Source organism: Streptomyces sp. JLYT201 (genome assembly GCF_059448825.1).
Genome location: NZ_CM182551.1, coordinates 4,438,684 through 4,457,776, shown reverse-complemented (window position 1 = coordinate 4,457,776; position 19,093 = coordinate 4,438,684). Strand labels below are relative to the sequence as shown.

Sequence of the window (19,093 nt, the reverse complement as noted above, 5' to 3'; positions counted from 1 at the left end):
TGCCTACGGTGGCCGGGCAAGGACATCCCCGCACACAGGAGCACACCATGATCAAGGGACTCGCCATCTCCACCGTCTGGGTCCTCGACCAGGACCGGGCCAAGGAGTTCTACACGCAGAAGCTCGGCCTGGAGGTCCGCACCGACATGACCCTCGGTGAGGGCGGCATGCGCTTCCTCACCGTGGGCGCCAAGGACCAGCCCGAGGTCATGATCGCCCTGATGGTGCCCGGCGGCGCGGGCATGGACGCCGAGTCCGCCGAGGCGCTGCGCAAGCTGGTCGGCAAGGGCACCCTCGGCGCGGCCCTGAGCACGGACGACATCCACGGGGACTACGAGAAGCTCAAGGCCCGCGGCGTCGAGTTCCTCCAGGAGCCCCAGGAGCGCCCCTACGGCATCGAGGCGATCTTCCGCGACGACTCGGGGAACTGGTTCTCGTTCACCCAGCCGCGCGAGGGCGGCCTCGACCTCGACAAGGACTGGGGCTGCTGAGCCCCCGGCAAGGACGGGGGGGGGCTGCTGAGCCCCCGACGAGGCCTGGGGCCGCTGAGCCCCGCCCCCACCCCCGCCCCTGCCCTCGCCCTCAGCCGAGGTCCGGCAGCTGGAGCATCGGATAGCTGCCCGTGTTCGTCGGCGCGTGCTCGGGCAGCCACAGGACCGCCACGGCCCCCTCCGCGGGCCCGTCCGTGGGTTCCCCGGGGGGACGCACGTTGCGGAAGGTCAGCCGGGCGCCGAGCACCCGCGCCTGGCCCGCCGCGATGGTCAGGCCCAGGCCGTGGCCGCGGCCCGCGCGGTCCGCGGAGCCGGTGCGGAAGCGGCTCGGGCCCTCGGCGAGCAGCGCCTCGGGGAAGCCGGGGCCGTGGTCGCGCACCCGCACCACGCGGCCCTCCACGCTCACCTCGATCGGCGGCTTGCCGTGCTTGGCGGCGTTGGTGACCAGGTTGTACAGGATGCGCTCCAGACGGCGCGGGTCGGTGGTGACCTCCGACTCGTGCACCACGGCCACCGTCACCTCGACGGGCAGCGTGGCCATCCGCCGGCTCACGAACTCGCCGAGCAGGATGTCCTGCAGCTCGGCCCGCTCCGAAGCGGAGTCGAGCCGGGCCACCTCAAGGACGTCCTCGACGAGCGTGCGCATCGCCTGCGCGCGGTCCTTGACCAGCTCGGTGGGGCGGCCCGGCGGCAGCAGCTCGGCCGCCGTGAGCAGCCCGGTCACCGGCGTGCGCAGCTCGTGCGCGATGTCGGCGGTCACCCGGCGCTCGGCCTCCAGACGCTGCTTGAGCGCGTCCGCCATGGCGTCCACGGCCTGCGCCAGCTCGTCGGTCTCGTCGCGCACGACCCCGCCGATGGCGTCCCGTACGGACACCTCGGTGTGGCCCTGCGCGACCTCGCGCGCGGCCGTCGCCGCCTTGCGCAGCCGCCGCGCCATCTGGCCGCCGATGAGCACGCCGACCGCGCAGCCGCCGAAGACGACCGAGATGGAGCCGATCACCAGGGCCTGGTCGAGGTCCTTCATGATGGTGGCGCTGCGGTCGGTGAAGCGGGTGTGCACCGAAAGGACGTGGCCGTTGCTGAGCGGCACGGCCGCCCAGATGTCGGGCGTGCCGTCGCCGCGCTCCTGGACGTAGGTGGCGCGGCGCCCCTTGAGGACCTGGCGGCGCAGCTCCTTCGGCAGCTCCGGGTCGTCGACCTTGGTGCCGTAGATGGCGGTGGTGGTGCCGCGCGACTCGTAGTTGCGCTGGGCGATCTGGACGCGCTCGTCCTGGAGGTCGCGCGCGTTGTCGAGCATGGACACCCGGGCGGCGTTGTGCACGACGAGGCTGAGCGCGACCGCGATCAGCGCGCCGACGAAGCCGATGGCGGTGGCGATCTTCCACCGCACGCCGGTCCGCAGCCGCGTCCCGACCAGGCCGATGAGCCGGTCCCGCAGGCCACCGGCCCGGCCGCCGAATCCGGTGCGGCCGTCCCGCCCGCGCCGTGCCGCTCCGCTCATGTCCGCCCCCTGGACCGCCGCGCGGGCACCGCCGCGGCGGACCCGGCGCGCAGCGCCTCGTATCGCATCCCGCAAGCTCACGCCTTGAGCTTGTAGCCGAAGCCGCGGACCGTCTCGATGCGGTCCTGGCCGACCTTCGTGCGCAGCCGCTGCACGTGGACGTCGACGACGCGCGTGTCGCCGCCCCAGCCGTAGTCCCAGACGCGCTCCAGGAGCTTGTCGCGGGACAGGACGGTGCCCGGCGCGGAGGAGAACTCGAGCAGCAGCCGCATCTCCGTGGGCGTCAGGGCGACCGGCTGGCCGCCGCGGCGCACCTCCATGCCCTCGGTGTCGATCTCCAGGTCGCCGAAGGTCAGCACCCCGCCGTCGCCGGGCCCCTGGTCCTGGGACGCTGCCGCCCCCGTGCCGGAGCCGCTGGCGTGTCCGAAGCGGCGCAGGACGGCGCGGATGCGGGCGACCAGGACGGCGCCGTCGAACGGCTTGGTCACGTAGTCGTCGGCGCCCGCCTCCAGGCCGAGGACGACGTCGATGGAGTCGGCCCGGGCCGACAGCATGATGACCGGGACCGTGGACTCCTCGCGGATGCGGCGGCACAGCGAGACGCCGTCCATGCCGGGCACCATCACGTCGAGCAGCGCGATGTCGGGCCGGTCGGCGCGGAACGCCTCCAGGCCGAGCAGCCCGTCGGGCATGGCGGTGACCACGAAGCCGTCGCGCTCCAGGGCGAGCTGCGTGGCTTCGCGGATGACGTCGTCGTCCTCGACGAACAGGACATGGGTGTGTTCTGCCATCGGGTGCTCTCAGTTCGAGGTGGTCAGGGCGGTCGAGGTGGTCGGGGTGGTCACTGTCCGGTCCGGATGGGTGGTCTCGGGTCGTGCGGCGGGCGTGGCTCAGTTGTCGCTCGAAGGGGTGGGCTCGCCGCCCACCGCGCTGCTGTAGTTGTTGCGGACGCGGCCCCGCTCGGTGAAGTGGTCCGTCGCCCAGCGGTACGTGATGACGTCCTCGCCCGTGGGCTCCGCCACCGAGCCGTCCTTGCCGTACAGCTGCTTGCTGACGACCAGGTCGCCACGGTCGATCTCGGCGTAGACGGGAGGCTGCTCGTCGACGAAGACATTCTCGTACTTCTTGCCGTCGGGGCGATACACGTAACTTCCGATGCCCACGGCGTCACCACAGGTCAGCACGTTCACGACGATGTCGGACGACGCTGCTCCGGTCAGGTTGCCGTACGAGACGTCCACCGGGTACTCGTCCTCGGTGCACGGCTTCAGGTCTCGCTTCACGGCGAGGCTGACCTTCGGGTCGTTCTTCACGAGCTGGACCGCGTCGACGTTCTTGGGGGCGGGGGCCGGCGACTCCGAGGGGGAGGCCGAGGCCACGGCCCCGGTGCGCGCCGGGCCCTCGTCACGGGTGCCGGAGCCGCCCGTGGAGCAGCTCGTCACGGCGAGCAAAAGCCCGAGGGCGGCGAGCACGGCCACCGCCGTACTCCCCGCCTTCGGACTCACACCCGCTCGTCTGTCCTGTCCCGCCCGACCGGTCCGGCCGGTTCGGGTGGCCCGGGCACTCAGGCCGCGCAACGCTCCCGCTCCTCACGTTCGAACACGCGGGCGTCCAGGTCGCGGCTCTCCAGCTCCTGGCGGAGCCGGGCGAGCGCCCGGTGCAGCGTGCTCTTGACCGTCCCGGCCGACATGCCGAGCGCGGCGGCCGTCTCCTCGGTGGACATCTGCTCCCAGTGTCGCAGCACGACGACGCTGCGCTGCTTGGGGGCGAGCACCTTCATGATGTCCATGAGCAGGGCGCGGTCCGCGTGCTGCTCGGTGGAGTCGTCCACGGAGGCGTCCGGCAGCTGCTCGGTCGGCACCTCTTCGAGCTTGCGGGCACGCCACCACTCGGTCCGCGTGTTGATCATGACGCGGCGCAGATAGGCGTCCGCGAGCCGCTTGTCGGCTATGCCGTCCCAGCGGCCGTAGGTCCGCACGAGCGCCGTCTGCAGCAGGTCCTGGGCGTCCACGGGGTCCGGGACGAGCCGTCGGGCGCTGCGCAGCAGGGCGTCCTGCCGAGTGCGGACGTACTCTTCGAACTCGAGCACCTCGCCGTGCGCCATTCCCAACCGCCTCCGTTCCCGTTCGTCCCCGGTTCGCTGACCGCGATCCCTTGCCTGTGCGGTACGGGAACGAAGTTACGGAGGCGTTGTCACGGCGCTGTGCGGAGCAGCCAGCGGCGGACGCACGGCTGTACGTCGGTTGTGTAACAGAAGTAGGCCAGACGTAAATCCGCAGCTCCATGTGGGAGAGGTTGCCCGATTTGTCGCTGGGGACTTGTTACGGACGCCGTGCGGCGGCCCCGGGAGCGACCGGCTCTCAGGTCAGCGGCAGCCGGTAGAACCCGTCCGGCAGGGGCTCCACCAGACCGTCGGCGACGAGCCCGTCCAGCGCGCGGGCCCGCTGCACCGGCTCGTCCCACACCCGGTCGAGCGCCGACTGCGGCACCGGCGTCACGGCCTCGCGGAGCACTGCGAGCAGCTTGCCGCGCACCTGGCGGTCCGTACCGGCGTACGTCTGGCCGCGGCGCGCGGGGCCCTCGTGCGCGGGCTTGCCCGCCGTGAGCCACGCGCAGTGCGCGGCGATCGGGCAGCGCCCGCAGTCCTCGTTCTTGGCGGTGCACACCAGCGCGCCGAGCTCCATGGACGCGGCGGCCCAGCGCGCGGCGGTCGCCTCGTCCTCGGGCAGCAGCGCGCGGGCGAGCTTGCGCTCGGCGGCGGTGGTGGCGTTCGGCGGGTACTGCACGCCGGTCACGGCCCGCGCGAACACGCGCCGCACGTTCGTGTCGAGCACGGCGTGCCGCTGCCCGTACGCGAAGGACGCGACGGCCGCCGCCGTGTACTCGCCGATGCCGGGCAGCGCGAGCAGCTGCGCGTGCTGCGTCGGTACGTCCCCGCCGTGGCGCTCCGTTATGGCGACGGCCGCGCCGTGCAGGCGCAGCGCGCGGCGCGGATAGCCGAGCCGCCCCCAGGCGCGCACGGCCTCACCGGGAGCCTCCTTGGCCAGGTCGGCCGGGCGCGGCCAGCGGGCGACCCACTGCTCGTACACGGGCAGGACCCGGGCGACGGGCGTCTGCTGGAGCATGAACTCGCTGACCATGACCCCCCAGGGCCCGGCGTCCGGACGGCGCCACGGCAGGTCACGCGCGTGGGCCTCGAACCAGGCGATGACGGGGGAGTGGAGCCGGCCGTGGGACGAGGGCCCCTCTGCGGCTCGGCTGTCGGCTCGGTCGGCGGCGAGTGCGGTCGGCATGCCCACGATCCTGCCACGGAGCGCCCGGGGCCCGGGCCAACGGCACGGCACGCTGTGCAGCGCGCCGAACCGCAGCCTCCGCCGGGCCCCCTCCTGGCAAGCCCCACCCCACGTACCGCCGCACGCCAGCTCTTTCCCCCGCCCGCCCTTCACCTGTCGGACCCCGGCTCCATCCCGGCGGGGGCGGCGGCAGTCGACGGACGTGCCCAGCCCCCTCCAGCCCGTCCGGCGTTTGAGGACGAGCGCGGTAGCGCGGTGCGGTGACGGCGGCGGAGGGTGACGCGGAGACGGGCGCGGGCCATGGCGGAAGGGCGGGTAGGTGGGGGAGAGGAGTACCTGCCGATCGGCAGGTACAGGCGCGGCCGCGGGCACGTAGCGTCAAGGGGGTGAGAACCCGACGCCATGTGGACGCCCTGCTGTGGCTGGCCCTGGCCACCCCCGCGGCGACGGCCGACGCGATCGGCCTGAACGAACCCCGCACGGCCTGGCAACAGCTCGGCGGCCTCGCCGCCCTGGCCGCGGCCGCCGCGATCTGGCGCCGCCGCCCCACCCTCGCGTTCCTGCTCGCCGCGGCCCCCGGCGAGGCCACCGCCCCCTCCCTGTTCACGGTCTCGTACGGCATGGCCCTGGCCGTCTTCGCGTTCCTGCTCGGCAGGCACGGCCCGCGGGCCAGGCCCGCGCTCCTGGCGTTCGCGGCGGTCGCGGTGGCGGGCACCGGCAAGGTGGTGGTGCGCGACGTCGACCCGGTCGTCGAGTGGCTGGTGCTCATGGCCACGCTCCTGTTCGGCGCGGTCTTCCCCTGGCTCGCGGGCCGCTACCTGCGGCAGAGCCGCGCCCTGACCGCGTCCGCGCTCGCCCGCGCCGACCAGTTGGAGCGCGAGCAGCGGATCGTCGCCGACCGGGCCCGGCTGCGGGAGCGGGCCCGCATCGCGCAGGACATGCACGACTCGCTGGGCCACGAGCTGAGCCTCATCGCGGTGCGCGCGGGCGCCCTCCAGCTGGCCGCCGACCTGCCGGAACACCATCGCGCGGCGGCCCGCGACCTGCGCGTCGCCGCCGCCGACGCCACGGACCGGCTGCGCGAGATCATCGGCGTACTGCGGGACGAGGGCGACGAGCCCGCCCCGCTCGCGCCGCCCGGCGAGACGGTGGAGCAACTGGTCGCGCGCGCGGGCGAGTCGGGCCTGCGGGTGCGGTACGTCGCGGACGGCGCCGAGGAGCAGGGCCCGGCGGAGCGCCTCGCCTACCGCGTGGTCCAGGAGGCCCTGACCAACGCGGCGAAGTACGCGCCCGGCGCCCCCGTCACCGTCGTGGCGACCCGCGCGGACGCCCGGACGACGATCACGGTCACCAACGGCCCGCCCCGGGAGCCCGGTTCACCCCCCGGCGGCGGCTCCGGCCTCGCGGACCTGCACACCAGGCTGGCGGCGCTCGGCGGCGACCTCGACGCGGGGGCGCACGCCGGGGGCTTCCGGGTGCGCGCGGTGATTCCGGCGGACGCGGGCGTCGCGGTGGCGGCCCCCGCCCCCGCGGGCACCGTGCCGCTGCCCTCCGGGACGCTCGCGCACGCCCGGCGCCGCACCGTGCTCGCCTTCGGGGCCGCCGCCGCGACCGGCGCCGTGCTGATCGCCGGGACCTTCGGCTGGTACGCGTACACGAAGACGCACTCCGTCCTGCGGCCCGACGACTTCGCGGCGCTGCGCGTGGGCGCCGCGCAGGCCGACGTCGCGGCCGTGCTGCCGGAGCACGGCGTGAGCGACCCGCCCGTGGACCGGGCGCCGAGCCCGCCACCCCCGGGCGCCGACTGCCGCTACTACCGCTCCAGCGGTCAACTCTTCACCTCCTCCGCACACTTCAGGCTCTGCTTCGAGAACGGAAAGCTCGTGGACAAGACAGTGATCCCCAAGGCCGGTGCGTCCGGCGGCTCCGGCGCGGGCGGCGACGGGGGACGACGGTGATCCGGGTCCTGCTCGCCGACGACGAGGCGATGATCCGCGCGGGAGTGCGGGCCATCCTCACCGCGGGCGACGGCATCGAGGTCGTCGCCGAGGCCGCCGACGGCCGGGAGGCGATCGAGCTGGCCCAGGCGCACCGCCCCGACGTGGCGCTCCTCGACATCCGCATGCCCCGTCTCGACGGCCTCGCCGCGGGCGAGGAGATCGTACGGACGCTGCCGGGCACGGCGGTCGCGATGCTGACGACGTTCTCCGAGGACGCGTACGTCGCCCGCGCGCTCGGCGGCGGCGCCACCGGCTTCCTGCTGAAGTCGGGGGACCCGCACGAACTCATCGCGGGCGTGCGGGCGGTGGCGGGCGGCGCCGCGTTCCTGTCGCCGAAGGTGGCCCGGTACGTCATCGACGGGCTCGGCGGGCGGCGCATCGGCCGCGAGTCGGCCGCCCGCACGCGCGTGGCCGCGCTGACCCCGCGCGAGCGCGAGGTCCTGGGCCTGGTGGGGGCGGGCCTGTCCAACCCGGAGATCGCCGCACGCCTGCACCTCGTGGAGGGCACGGTCAAGGCGTACGTGAGCGCGGTCCTCGACCGCCTGGAGGTCAAGAACCGCGTCCAGGCGGCGATCGTCGCGTACGAGGCGGGGCTCGTCGCGGACGACGGCGCGCGGACCGCCCCGGGCGCCCCCGGCTGATCCGGCTGATCCGGCCACGGGGCCGGAGCGTCGGGGGAGGTGTCTCAAGGGCGGTGCGTCGGCGGCTGCTGGTGGTCGCCCTGGTAGTAGCCGCCGTGCTGGTAGCCGCCGTGCTGGTAGTCGCTCTGCTGGGGGCGCGGCACGTAGGGGCCCTCGCTCTGCGCCGGGTACGCCGCTTCTCCGTAGGAGGCCTGCGTGCCGTAGGGGGCCTGCGGGTCGTACGGGGCTTGCGTGCCGTTGCCGTTGCCGTACGGGTACGGCGTCGCGTTGCCGTACGGGGCGTGCGTGCTGTCACCGTACGGGGCGTGGGTGGCGTCGGAGTGCGCTGCCGCGTGCGGCGTCGCCTGTGCGCCGTCGGCGTACGGCGAGTAGGGCGCGTACGTCGGCGACGCGTCGTACGCCGGCGAAGCGCCGTAGGGCGAGGGCGTGTCGTACGACGTGGACGCCGCGTACGCGGGAGCGGGGGCGGCCGACGGCCCCGACGCGTGCGCCGTGGCCGGGCCGGGGCCCGCGAACCAGATGACGAGCGCCGCGCGAGACCCCCGCATCGTCTCGGCGACCCGCGCCACGGGGCGCGTGGCGAGCCGCACCACGAGGAACGCGACGACCGCGCCGAGCACCAGGCCGACCGCCACGTCGTGCGGGTAGTGCACGCCGACGAAGACCCGCGAGAAGGCCATGAGGACCGCCATCGGCAGCGTGAAGGCGGCGATGCGCGGCCAGGCGAGCGCGAGGCCGACGGCGGCGGCGCCCGCGATGGTGGAGTGGTTGCTGGGGAAGGACCAGTCGCCATGCGGAGGGCACTCGACGAGCGGCGTGAGCGCGCCCTTCACGGCCCGGCACGGCCGTTCCTCGTCCACCACGGACTTCGCCGCCTCGCTGATCACATACGCGAGCGCCGTGCCCAGGGGGGCCAGGACCGCCACCGCGAACGCGCGCGAGTCCCCGCGCCGGGCCCGCCACCAGGCGACGACGAACAGCGCGCCGAAGAGCAGCAGGCCCAGTTCCGTCCACACCTCGGCGATGTGCTGCACCCAGCCGGGGGTGTCATGGGCGAACTCGGTGATGTCGCGGTAAAGGCCGGAGGAATCCATGGTGTCCATGATTACGGACCGTACGTAGGGATCTCGAATCGTCACATCCAGCGATGGACCGATATCCGACCTGACGAAAGACAGGGAGGGAACGGGGCGCGAGCGGGACGGCAGGCCGGGTGCGGGGCGGGTGCGGGGCAGTGCGCGTGGCCGGAACCGTGATGATGATCCGCAAAAGTTGTGGCCCTGGGCGGCGGGTGGGGCCAGAGAACGCGCCGTTCTCTCGTAAGGTTTGGGCGTGGGATCTCTGCGCAATCCGATCGGGCCGCTTCCCTCCTCCATCTACTGGCGCCGGAGGGCCGTTCTGCTGTCCGTGCTCGGACTCCTCTTGCTCCTCGTCATCTGGGCCCTCGCCTCGGGCGGGGGCGGCGGGAAGACCGGTGCTGACGGGCCGTCGGGCAACGGCCCCGCGACGTCCATCACGCCGGGTCCCTCCGGCTCGGGCCCCGCGATCAGCGAACACCCGGGCGGCCGGGACGAGTCGGAGGGCTCCGGCGGCTCCGGTGGTTCCGGCGGTTCCGGCGGTTCGGGCGGCGGCGGGGACTCCGGCTCCGGCGGCGGCTCGGGCGAGGGCTCCGGCGGCGCCGGTTCCGGCTCCGACGACGGCGCGAAGGGCGGCGGCGGCTCCGGCAGCCGGCTCCCGGCGGGCTCGACGCTCCCCAACTGCGCGCCGGGCGCCGTGAAGTTGAAGCTGCGCAGCCTGCGGAACGAGTACGAGGCCGGGCAGAGGCCGAAGCTCGAACTGACCGCGGTGAACACCGGCAGCAAGGCCTGCAAGGTCGATCTCGGCGCCAAGGGCGCGGTCCTGACGATCACTCAGTCCGGCTCGGGCGACGAGATCTGGTCGTCCGACGACTGCCCCGCCGCGGGCGGTACGAGCCTGCTGTTCCGGGTTCCCGGCGGCGGCCGGGTCTCGCACGTCGTCGAGTGGGACCTGAAGGCCAGCGCGCCCCAGTGCGCCACGCCCCCGCCGGGGACGGCGAAGCCCGACACCTATCTGGTGGAGGCCAAGTCCGAGGCCCTCGGCTCGGACCGCGCGTCCTTCGTCCTGACCGCCGACTGACCGGCCGGCCGGGGCGAGCCCCGTCGCGGAGCGACGAAAGGGGTGCCGGGGTCAGGCCCCGGCGCCCGTGGCCCGCCGGAGGCTAGACGTACCGCTCGAGGATCGACGACTCCGCGAGCCGCGAGAGGCCCTCGCGTACGCTGCGGGCCCGGGCCTCGCCGACGCCGTCCACGGTCTGGAGGTCGTCGACGCTCGCGGCCAGCAGCTTCTGGAGGCCGCCGAAGTGCTCCACCAGGCGCTCGATGATGGCGCCGGGCAGCCGGGGCACCTTCGCCAGGAGGCGGAAGCCGCGCGGCGAGACGGCGGAGTCGAGGGTCTCGGGCGAGCCCGTGTAGCCCAACGCGCGGGCCACGGTGGACAGTTCCAGGAGCTCGGCGTGGGTCAGGGAGTCCAGCTCGGCCAGTGCCTCGTCGACGGTGCGCGAACGCTTGGCCGTGGGTTCGGGGACGTAGTCCCGGACGACGAGCTCGCGCTCGGGCTCCACGCCCGCGATCAACTCGTCGAGCTGGAGGGCGAGGAGGCGGCCGTCGGTGCCCAGCTCCACCACGTACTCGGCGATCTCGGTGGCGATGCGGCGCACCATTTCGAGGCGCTGCGCGACGGCGGTGACGTCCCGCACGGTCACCAGGTCCTCGATCTCCAGGGCGGAGAGCGTGCCCGCGACCTCGTCGAGGCGGAGCTTGTAGCGCTCCAGGGTGGCGAGGGCCTGGTTGGCACGGGACAGGATCGCCGCCGAGTCCTCCAGGACCCGGCGCTGCCCGTCCACGTACAGTGCGACCAGGCGCATCGACTGGGACACGGACACGACGGGGAAGCCGACCTGCTTGCTCACGCGGTCCGCCGTGCGGTGCCGGGTGCCGGTCTCCTCCGTGGGGATCGTCGGGTCCGGCACCAGCTGGACGCCCGCCCGCAGGATCTTCGACAGGTCCGAGGAGAGCACGATGCCGCCGTCGAGCTTGCACAGCTCGCGCAGGCGCGTCGCGGTGAACTCGACGTCCAGGACGAATCCGCCCGTGCACATCGACTCGACTGTCTTGTCGGAGCCGAGGACGATGAGCCCGCCCGTGTTGCCCCGCAGAATGCGCTCCAGGCCGTCCCGCAGGGCCGTGCCCGGCGCGACCGCGCTCAGGGAGGCGCGCATCAGCCCGTCGGCACCGGAGCCGCCACCGGGCTTCCCGGGAACCGCTGCCCGGTCGTTGGCTGCCACTGCACTCCTCCGGTCGCAGGTTGTCCGAGGCTCGGCCGACCCTCTGCCGCACGCATGCGTTCGCACGGACGGGCGAGACCAGGGCAAAGTCTACCGGCGGTCCTCCTCCTCCCGTGGGGCCTCTCGGCGACGCGATCTCGGAAGGACGCGCAGCGCGTCGCCCATGTCGGCGACTTCGGTGACCTTCATACCGGCCGGGACCTTCCCGGGGTCGGCCGGTACGAGCGCGTGCGTGAAGCCCAGGCGGTGCGCCTCGGCCAGTCTGCGCTGCACCCCGGTGACCCGTCTGACCTCGCCCGCGAGGCCCACCTCACCGATCGCGACCAGATTCTTCGGCAGCGGGGTGTCGCTGGCTGCGGAGGCCAGCGCGAGCGCCACGGCGAGGTCGGCGGCGGGCTCGGACAGCTTCACGCCGCCGACCGTCGCGCTGTAGATGTCGCGCTTGCCGAGGGCGCTGATGCGGCCGCGCTGCTCCAGGACGGCCAGCATCATCGACACCCGGGACGTCTCCAGGCCCGACGTGGTGCGGCGCGGCGAGGGGATCTGGGAGTCCACGGTGAGCGCCTGGACCTCGGCGACCAGCGGGCGGCGGCCCTCCAGGGTCACCGTCAGACAGGTGCCGGGCACGGGCTCGGCGCGGCGGGTGAGGAACAGGCCGCTGGGGTCGGCGAGGCCGACGATGCCCTCGTCGTGCAGCTCGAAGCAGCCGACCTCGTCCGTCGCCCCGTATCTGTTCTTGACGCCGCGGACCAGGCGCAGGCGCGCGTGCCGGTCGCCCTCGAAGTGGAGCACCACGTCCACGAGGTGCTCCAGGAGGCGGGGGCCCGCGATCGCGCCGTCCTTGGTGACGTGGCCGACCAGGAGCGTGGACATGCCGCGCTCCTTGGAGGCGCGGATGAGGGCCCCGGCGACCTCGCGGACCTGCGCCATGCCGCCGGGCGCGCCGTCGATCTCCGGGGACGCGACCGTCTGCACCGAGTCCAGGATCAGCAGCGAGGGCTTCACCGCGTCCAAGTGGCCGAGGACCGCGGCCAGGTCGGTCTCCGCCGCCAGATACAGGTCGTCGGCGAGCGCGCCGATGCGGTCGGCGCGCAGCCGGACCTGGCCGGCCGACTCCTCGCCGGTCACATAGAGCGTGCGGTGGCCGTCCGTGGCCGCCTTCGCCGCGACGTCGAGCAGCAGCGTGGACTTGCCGACGCCGGGCTCGCCCGCGAGCAGCACCACGGCGCCGGGCACCAGGCCGCCGCCGAGGACGCGGTCGAGCTCGGGGACGCCGGTGGAGCGCGCGGTGGCCTGGCGGCCGTCGACCTGGCCGATGGGCAGCGCGGAGGTGGTGACGCGGCCGGGCGTGGTGGTGCGCACCGCGGGCGCGCCGTACTCCTCGATCGTGCCCCAGGCCTGGCACTCGGGGCAGCGGCCGAGCCATTTGGCCGTCTGCCAGCCGCATTCGGTGCAGCGGTAGGACGGACGGTCCTTGGCGGTTTTCGTACGGGCAGCCATGGGACGAAACCGTAGCGGCAGCCACTGACAACGCCGCCGGGCCCGGCCCGTTCCCGTGCCCCGGGGCCCACCGGTCCGTCCCGCGCGTCCTGTGTGTGCCGCGCGTCCTGCGCGGCCCTTGTGCCCTGTGCGGCCCGTGCGTCCCGCCGGGCCCCCGCCAGGCCACGCCACCGGGGGCCACCCCGGCCCGCCAGGGCCCACAATCAGGCCCCTCCGAGGCGGCATGGCTCGAACAGACAACGGAATCGTGGCTTCCTGTCCCCTTTTGAGGGATCTGTTCACCCGTAAGGATTAAATGTGCTCAAGGGGGAGGAAGCCCCCGGCATCATGCGCCTAACTTCGCACGGGTGATGAGCAGCAGTCCGGAAGTCCCCACGCACACCACCGGCGCGCACCGTGCCTACGCGGGCCCCCGCAGCCGCGTGGTGCCCCGCACGGTCCCGCAGGCGCCCGCCGCGCCCTACGAACCGTTCCTGGACGGCCTGTTCACGTACTGCCTGTCCGTCCTCTGCGACCACGACACCGCCACCATCGCCCTCGGCGACGCCCTCGCGCTCGCCGAGCGCCGCGGGGCCCGGCCGGACGGCGACACGCGCGCGTGGCTGTACGCGCTCGCCCGCTGGATGTGTCTGCGCGCCCTCGCCGAGGCCCGCAAGGGCGGCCGCCAAGGAGCGCACGCGGCCGGGGCGGGCAAGACCCCGCCCGCGCCCCCGCACGCCCCGGAGGCGCCGCCCGCGGACGAGGCCGAGCGCGCCCGCCGCCGTGAGCTCGCCCAGCTGGCCTGGCCCGAGGCCGCCGGTACGACGCCCGAGCAGCGCGAGGCCCTGGAGCTCGCCGTCCGCCACCAGCTCGCGCCCAAGGAGGTCGCCGCCGTCCTCGGCCTTGACCTCACGGCGGCGCGCGAACTGCTCGCGTCCGCCGCCTGCGAGGTGGAGCGCACCCGCGCCGCGCTCGCCGTCGTCGAGACCGGCACCTGCCCCATCGTCGCCCGCCTCACCGGTGACAACCAGGTCCTCCTCGGCACCGCCCTGCGCCGCGAGCTCGTCCGGCACGTCGACGACTGTCCGCGCTGCCGCCGCACCGCCGAGCGCGCCGGCACCGGAGCCTGGCCCGGCACGGCCGTCACCCCGGCCGCGCTGCCCCTGATCGAAGCCCCGCGCGCGGCCCTGCACCACGCCATGGCCCACGCCCCGCGCGCCCCCCGCAGGAACCGCGGCGGGCCCCGCTTCGACCGGCGCGGCTTCCCCATGGACCCCAAGGACCACGCGGCCCGCCGGGAGCGCTTTCGCGCGCGTGCCGTCACGACCACGGTCGTCGCCACCGTCGTGGCCGCCCCCGTCCTCGCCCTGTGGGCCGCCTACCGGGGCGCCCCCCTCACCGGCGAGGGCACCGACGGCCGCGCGTCCAGCGCCTCCGAGGCCGACGACGGCGGCCGCGACGGCTCCCGCGGCCGCGACAGCTACGAGAACGCGGGCAACGCCAGGACCACCCCCGACCCCCGCTTCGCCGGCGGGCGCGGCGGCCCCGGCGTCTCCGTGGAGGTCATCAGCCCCGGAGCCCCCGCCGCACCGGGCGCGGGCCGCATCGGCGTCCAGGCCCGGTCCAACGGCGGCGTCACCCTCATCACGCTGACCGCGTCCGGGAGTTCGCCGGTGCGCTGGTCCGCGAGCACCGGAGCGCCCTGGCTCCTCCTGAGCCACGCGTCGGGAACGCTCGCGCCGGGCGATTCGTTCACCATCCGGGTGTACGTCGACGACGACCGCGAGCCGCCCGGCCACTGGAGCGCGCGCGTCACGATCGCACCCTCGGGAGCCGTCATCTCCATCGAGGGGTACGGCACTTCCCGGCCCAGCCGCCCCGGCCCCCGCCCGACGCCGACCCGCCCGGGCCCCGCCGACCCGGACCCGACACCCACCCCCAGCGGGGACGGCGACCCGACCCCGACCCCGCCCGACCCCGACCCGACCCCCACGGACCCGGCGCCCACCGACCCCACGCCGAGCCCCTCGGACCCCGGCTCCACGCCCCCGCCGAGCGACGGCGGCAGCCCGGGCTGAGCGGTCCCTCTAGGCGCGCGGCGGGTCGGCCGGATGCGGAGCCAGCAGCGGCAGCTGCGAGGCGAGGCGCGCCTCGCACAGCTCCACGAGCCGGTCGTAGCCCGCCTTGCCCATCAGCTCGATCAGCTCCGGCCGGTAGGAGACGTACACGGGATCGCCCGCCCCGTGCGCCGAGGTCGCCGAGGTGCACCACCAGTGCAGGTCGTGGCCGCCCGGTCCCCAGCCCCTGCGGTCGTACTCGCCGATGGACACCTGGAGCACCTTGGTGTCGTCCGGCCGCTCGATCCAGTCGTAGGTCCGCCGCACCGGCAGCTGCCAGCACACGTCCGGCTTGGTCTCCAGCGGCTCCCGGCCCTCCTTGAGCGCCAGGATGTGCAGCGAGCAGCCCGCGCCGCCCGCGAAGCCGGGGCGGTTCTGGAAGATGCACGAGCCGTTGTACGGCCGCGTCTGGCGCTCGCCGTCCTCGTCCTGCGACACCCAGCCGGTCTCCCGGCCCACGTCGTGGTGCTGCCAGATGTCGGGCGTCAGCCGCTCCACGAAGGTGGCGACCCGCTTCTCGTCGTCCTCGTCGGAGAAGTGCGCGCCGAGCGTGCAGCAGCCGTCGTCGGCGCGGCCCGCCTGGATGCCCTGGCAGCCGCTGCCGAAGACGCAGGTCCAGCGGGACGTCAGCCAGGTCAGGTCGCAGCGGAAGACCTGCTCCTCGTCCGCCGGATCGGGGAACTCCACCCAGGCCCGGGGGAAGTCGAGGCCCTTCTCGTCGTCGGCGGGCACGGCGCCGTCGGCCGCCCTGCGGAGCTTCCGCACGGCCTTGTCGGCGCGGCCTGCCTTACCGGCCTTACCGGCCTTGCCCTTCTTGCCCGCCTTGGCGGCCTTCTCGCCCTTCGCTTCCCCGGCCGCCCCGTCTGCCCTGTCTGCCTCGCTCGTCTTGCCGTCCGCGCCGCCGCGCACGAGCGGCGCCGACAGGTCCGAGGGCTCCGATGAGCGCGCGGACTTCGTTTTGTCGGCCTTCGCCTTTTTCGTCTTTGGCACGCCTCCAGGGTATGCGTGCTCACACCCGCCCCGGGACCAGCGAAAGCCGCGAGCGCAGTAGCGTTCCGTATATGAGACTCGGTGTCCTCGACGTGGGTTCGAACACGGTGCATCTGCTGGTGGTGGACGCCCACCCCGGCGCACGACCGCTGCCCGCGCACTCCCACAAGGCCGACCTGCGCCTTGCCCAACTGCTCGACCCGGCGGGCGCGATCGGCCCCGAAGGCGTCGATCAGCTCATCGCCACGGTGCGTGACGCCCTCCAGGCCGCCGAGGACAAGGGCGTCGAGGACCTGCTGCCGTTCGCGACCTCCGCCGTCCGCGAGGCCACCAACGCCGACGACGTCCTCGCCCGCGTGCGCGCCGAGACCGGCGTCGACCTCCAGGTCCTCACCGGCGAGGAGGAGGCCCGGCTCACCTTCCTCGCCGTCCGCCGCTGGTTCGGCTGGTCCGCGGGCAAGCTGCTCGTCCTCGACATCGGCGGCGGCTCCCTGGAGATCGCGTACGGCATGGACGAGGAGCCCGACGCCGCGGTCAGCCTGCCGCTCGGTGCCGGGCGGCTCACCGCCGCGTGGCTGCCGGAGGACCCGCCGGAGCCGGAGGACGTCCGGGCCCTGCGGCGGCACGTGCGGGCGCAGATCGCGCGGACCGTGGGGGAGTTCAGCCGCCTCGGCAGTCCCGACCACGTCGTGGCCACCTCCAAGACCTTCAAGCAGCTCGCCAGGCTGGGCGGTGCGGCGCGGTCCACGGAGGGGCTCTACGTGCAGCGCGAGCTGAAGCGGAAGTCTCTGGAGGACTGGGTTCCGCAGCTGGCCGCGATGACCGCGGGGGAGCGGTCCGAGCTTCCCGGGGTGTCCGAGGGGCGGGCCGGGCAGTTGCTCGCGGGTGCGCTGGTCGCGGAGGGCGCGATGGATCTCTTCGGGGTCGAGTCCGTGGAGATCTGCCCCTGGGCCCTGCGGGAGGGTGTGATCCTGCGGCGGCTGGACCACATGCCCGCGCGCTGATTCCTCGCGGGTGGCGCCCCAGACCCGCCCCTTCCCGAACCGGGGGCTGCCGCCCCCGTGCCCCCGCCCTTATCGGCGCTCCGCGCCTCGTCCTCAAACGCCGGACGGGCTGAGGTGGTCGCCGGTTGCGGCCGGATGTCCTGTGCAGGCCGGACGTCCTGTGCAGGTCGGACGCCCTGTGCGGGGGCGTCCCGGGGCGCGGTGCGGGCCCGTACCGGGATCCGACGCGGCGGCCCGCAGCCCGCAGCCGGTATCCGGCGCGCCCGCTACGGGCCCGCAGCCCAGAACCGGCGCGGCGCCTCACAGATGCCCTCCGGCGGGGCCACCCGCAGACAAGTTCCAGCGCCCACCGGCCGCCCCCCTCAGCCCGTCCGGCGTTTGAGGACGAGCGCGCCAGCGCGATGAACGGCAACAGCGCCGCAGAGAACATCCAGCCCGTTCGGAGAACATCCAGCCCGTCCGGCGTTTGAGGACGAGCGCGTCAGCGCGCTGGGCGGCGGCGACGGCGCCGCAGGGAGCATCCGGCCCGTCCAGAGCGCCGAGGAAGGGCGGGGGCGGCGGCCCCTGGGCCCGGGGCGGGGCCGGGGCCGGACACCACCTCCCCGCTCCCTCGCAGGGCCCCGTACGCTGTTCCCCGTGGTGGAACCAGTCGTGCGCATCCCGGACGCGAAGGTCGCCCTGTCGACCGCCTCGGTCTATCCGGAGTCGACGGCGACGGCCTTCGAGATCGCGGCGCGCCTCGGCTACGACGGCGTCGAGGTCATGGTGTGGACCGATCCCGTCAGCCAGGACATCGAAGCCCTGCGCCGCCTCAGCGACTACCACCGGATCCCCATCCTCGCGGTGCACGCGCCCTGCCTCCTGATCACCCAGCGCGTCTGGTCCACCGACCCCTGGGTGAAGCTCCAGCGGGCCCGGGCCGCCGCCGAGAAGCTGGACGCGTCGACGGTCGTCGTGCATCCGCCCTTCCGCTGGCAGCGCGGCTACGCCCGGGACTTCGTCCAGGGGATCTGGCGGATGGCCGAGGAGACGGACGTGCGCTTCGCCGTGGAGAACATGTACCCCTGGCGCTACCGTGACCGCGAGATGCTCGCGTACGCCCCCGACTGGGACGTCACCAAGGACGACTACCGCCACTTCACGATAGACCTCAGCCACACCGCCACCGCCCGTACGGACGCCCTGCAGATGGTCGACCGCATGGGCGACCGGCTCGGCCACGTCCACCTCGCCGACGGCCGGGGCTCCGCGAAGGACGAGCACCTCGTGCCCGGCCGCGGCACCCAGCCCTGCGCCGCGCTCCTGGAGCGCCTCGCCACCTCCGGCTTCGACGGCCACGTGGTCATCGAGGTCAACACCCGCCGCGCCATGTCCAGCGCCGAGCGCGAGGCCGACCTCGCCGAGGCCCTGGCCTTCACCCGGCTGCACCTGGCGTCGTCGGCGAAGGTGCCGCGCCCGTGACGGCGAGCGCCGCCGCGCCCCGGCGCCGGGGCCGCCCCTCGCGCACCCAGACCGAGCGCGGGCCCGCCACCCGCGAGACGATCCTGGACGCGGCCCGCGACCAGTTCTCCGCGCACGGCTACGAGAAGACCTCCGTACGCGCCATCGCCAAGGCGGCGGGCGTCGACTCCGCCCTCGTGCACCACTACTTCGGCACGAAGGAGCAGCTCTTCGCGGCGGCCGTCGAGGTCTCCTTCGCGCCCGCGCTCCAGGCCCCGGCAGCGATCCAGGACGGCCCGCTCGACGCGGTGGGCGAGCGTCTGACCCGCTTCGTCCTCGGTGTCTGGGAGGACCCGGCCACCCGCACGCCGCTGCTCGCGATCGTCCGCTCGGCAGTCAACAACGAGACGGCCGCCGCGGTCTTCCGCCGCCTGGTCTCCACCCAGCTCCTGTCCCGCATCGCCGGCACCCTCGACCTGCCCGACGCGGAGCTGCGCGCCGAACTGGCGGCGGCCCAGCTCGTGGGCGTCGCGATGCTCCGCTACGTCATCCAGGTGGAGCCGCTGGCATCGGCGGACCTGGAGGAGCTGGTGGCGCGGGTGGCACCGGTGGTCCAGGGGCATCTGACGGGCTTCCCGGGACCCGCCTGACGGCTCGGATCCGCCGCGTGTCCGCCGCGGATTTGCCGTAGTTCCGCCGTAGCTCCGCCGCGGATCCGCGGCGGGGAGCGTGAGACGGTCGTCCCGCCATCCGGACACCCTGTCCGGATCTTG

Annotated in this window: 16 protein-coding genes and 1 pseudogene; 8 read left to right on the top strand and 9 right to left on the bottom strand. The window is 74.4% G+C overall.

Annotated features, from left to right (window positions below):
• Window positions 1-47 precede the first annotated feature (47 nt).
• Window positions 48-491: a VOC family protein gene (locus AC5WAM_RS18200; protein WP_366794225.1), complete on the top strand. Its 444-nt coding sequence runs from the start codon at window positions 48-50 to the stop codon at window positions 489-491.
• Between the two features lie 91 nt (window positions 492-582).
• On the opposite strand, the gene cseC is transcribed toward AC5WAM_RS18200, so the two are convergent.
• From cseC to AC5WAM_RS18175, 5 genes are all read right to left on the bottom strand, one after another.
• Complete coding sequence (gene cseC, locus AC5WAM_RS18195; RefSeq protein WP_495523163.1) at window positions 583-1,992, bottom strand: two-component system sensor histidine kinase CseC; 1,410 nt, start codon at window positions 1,990-1,992, stop codon at window positions 583-585.
• A gap of 77 nt (window positions 1,993-2,069) precedes the next feature.
• The gene (cseB, locus tag AC5WAM_RS18190; RefSeq protein WP_366794223.1) at window positions 2,070-2,783 is read right to left on the bottom strand and encodes a two-component system response regulator CseB; all 714 of its coding nucleotides are present in this window, start codon (window positions 2,781-2,783) and stop codon (window positions 2,070-2,072) included.
• 99 nt (window positions 2,784-2,882) lie between these two features.
• Window positions 2,883-3,569, bottom strand: a complete 687-nt coding sequence (locus AC5WAM_RS18185; protein WP_495523162.1) for a hypothetical protein — start codon at window positions 3,567-3,569, stop codon at window positions 2,883-2,885.
• A complete protein-coding gene (locus AC5WAM_RS18180; protein WP_138961132.1) occupies window positions 3,557-4,096 on the bottom strand; it encodes a SigE family RNA polymerase sigma factor in 540 nt (179 codons plus the stop codon). The genes AC5WAM_RS18185 and AC5WAM_RS18180 overlap by 13 nt, the downstream gene beginning before the upstream one ends.
• 256 nt (window positions 4,097-4,352) lie before the next feature.
• On the bottom strand, window positions 4,353-5,285 hold the full coding sequence (locus tag AC5WAM_RS18175; protein WP_138961133.1) for an HhH-GPD family protein: 933 nt from the start codon (window positions 5,283-5,285) through the stop codon (window positions 4,353-4,355).
• 386 nt (window positions 5,286-5,671) lie between these two features.
• Between AC5WAM_RS18175 and AC5WAM_RS18170 the strand changes: the two genes are divergently transcribed.
• Together AC5WAM_RS18170 and AC5WAM_RS18165 are read left to right on the top strand one after the other, a co-directional pair.
• On the top strand, window positions 5,672-7,243 hold the full coding sequence (locus AC5WAM_RS18170) for a sensor histidine kinase (RefSeq protein WP_495523161.1): 1,572 nt from the start codon (window positions 5,672-5,674) through the stop codon (window positions 7,241-7,243).
• Window positions 7,240-7,926: a response regulator transcription factor gene (locus AC5WAM_RS18165; RefSeq protein ID WP_495523160.1), complete on the top strand. Its 687-nt coding sequence runs from the start codon at window positions 7,240-7,242 to the stop codon at window positions 7,924-7,926. Before AC5WAM_RS18170 ends, AC5WAM_RS18165 begins: the two co-directional genes overlap by 4 nt.
• Window positions 7,927-8,399: 473 nt before the next feature.
• Here the strand turns inward: AC5WAM_RS18165 and AC5WAM_RS18160 are convergent.
• Window positions 8,400-9,029, bottom strand: a pseudogene (locus AC5WAM_RS18160) (phosphatase PAP2 family protein); the annotation flags it as partial.
• A 229-nt stretch (window positions 9,030-9,258) separates the two neighbouring features.
• On the opposite strand from AC5WAM_RS18160, the gene AC5WAM_RS18155 reads away from it, so the two are divergent.
• Window positions 9,259-10,083, top strand: a complete 825-nt coding sequence (locus AC5WAM_RS18155) for a hypothetical protein (RefSeq protein WP_495523159.1) — start codon at window positions 9,259-9,261, stop codon at window positions 10,081-10,083.
• Between the two features lie 82 nt (window positions 10,084-10,165).
• On the opposite strand, the gene disA is transcribed toward AC5WAM_RS18155, so the two are convergent.
• Both disA and radA read right to left on the bottom strand, forming a co-directional pair.
• Complete coding sequence (gene disA, locus AC5WAM_RS18150; RefSeq protein ID WP_138961136.1) at window positions 10,166-11,290, bottom strand: DNA integrity scanning diadenylate cyclase DisA; 1,125 nt, start codon at window positions 11,288-11,290, stop codon at window positions 10,166-10,168.
• A gap of 90 nt (window positions 11,291-11,380) precedes the next feature.
• Complete coding sequence (radA, locus tag AC5WAM_RS18145) at window positions 11,381-12,790, bottom strand: DNA repair protein RadA (protein WP_366794207.1); 1,410 nt, start codon at window positions 12,788-12,790, stop codon at window positions 11,381-11,383.
• 350 nt (window positions 12,791-13,140) lie between these two features.
• Here radA and AC5WAM_RS18140 point away from each other — a divergent pair, with 350 nt between their 5' ends.
• Window positions 13,141-14,847 (top strand): BACON domain-containing protein, encoded by a 1,707-nt coding sequence (locus tag AC5WAM_RS18140; RefSeq protein WP_495523158.1) that lies wholly within the window; start codon window positions 13,141-13,143, stop codon window positions 14,845-14,847.
• A gap of 9 nt (window positions 14,848-14,856) precedes the next feature.
• Here the strand turns inward: AC5WAM_RS18140 and AC5WAM_RS18135 are convergent, their stop codons facing one another.
• Window positions 14,857-15,651, bottom strand: a complete 795-nt coding sequence (locus tag AC5WAM_RS18135; RefSeq protein ID WP_495523606.1) for a DUF3109 family protein — start codon at window positions 15,649-15,651, stop codon at window positions 14,857-14,859.
• Between the two features lie 296 nt (window positions 15,652-15,947).
• Here AC5WAM_RS18135 and AC5WAM_RS18130 point away from each other — a divergent pair, with 296 nt between their 5' ends.
• The 3 genes from AC5WAM_RS18130 to AC5WAM_RS18120 all read left to right on the top strand — a co-directional run bounded on the left by AC5WAM_RS18130 (window position 15,948) and on the right by AC5WAM_RS18120 (window position 18,970).
• Window positions 15,948-16,880, top strand: a complete 933-nt coding sequence (locus tag AC5WAM_RS18130; RefSeq protein WP_366794205.1) for a Ppx/GppA family phosphatase — start codon at window positions 15,948-15,950, stop codon at window positions 16,878-16,880.
• Between the two features lie 636 nt (window positions 16,881-17,516).
• On the top strand, window positions 17,517-18,341 hold the full coding sequence (locus AC5WAM_RS18125; RefSeq protein WP_366794204.1) for a sugar phosphate isomerase/epimerase family protein: 825 nt from the start codon (window positions 17,517-17,519) through the stop codon (window positions 18,339-18,341).
• Window positions 18,338-18,970: a TetR/AcrR family transcriptional regulator gene (locus AC5WAM_RS18120; protein WP_138961141.1), complete on the top strand. Its 633-nt coding sequence runs from the start codon at window positions 18,338-18,340 to the stop codon at window positions 18,968-18,970. The genes AC5WAM_RS18125 and AC5WAM_RS18120 overlap by 4 nt, the downstream gene beginning before the upstream one ends.
• Window positions 18,971-19,093 lie beyond the last annotated feature (123 nt).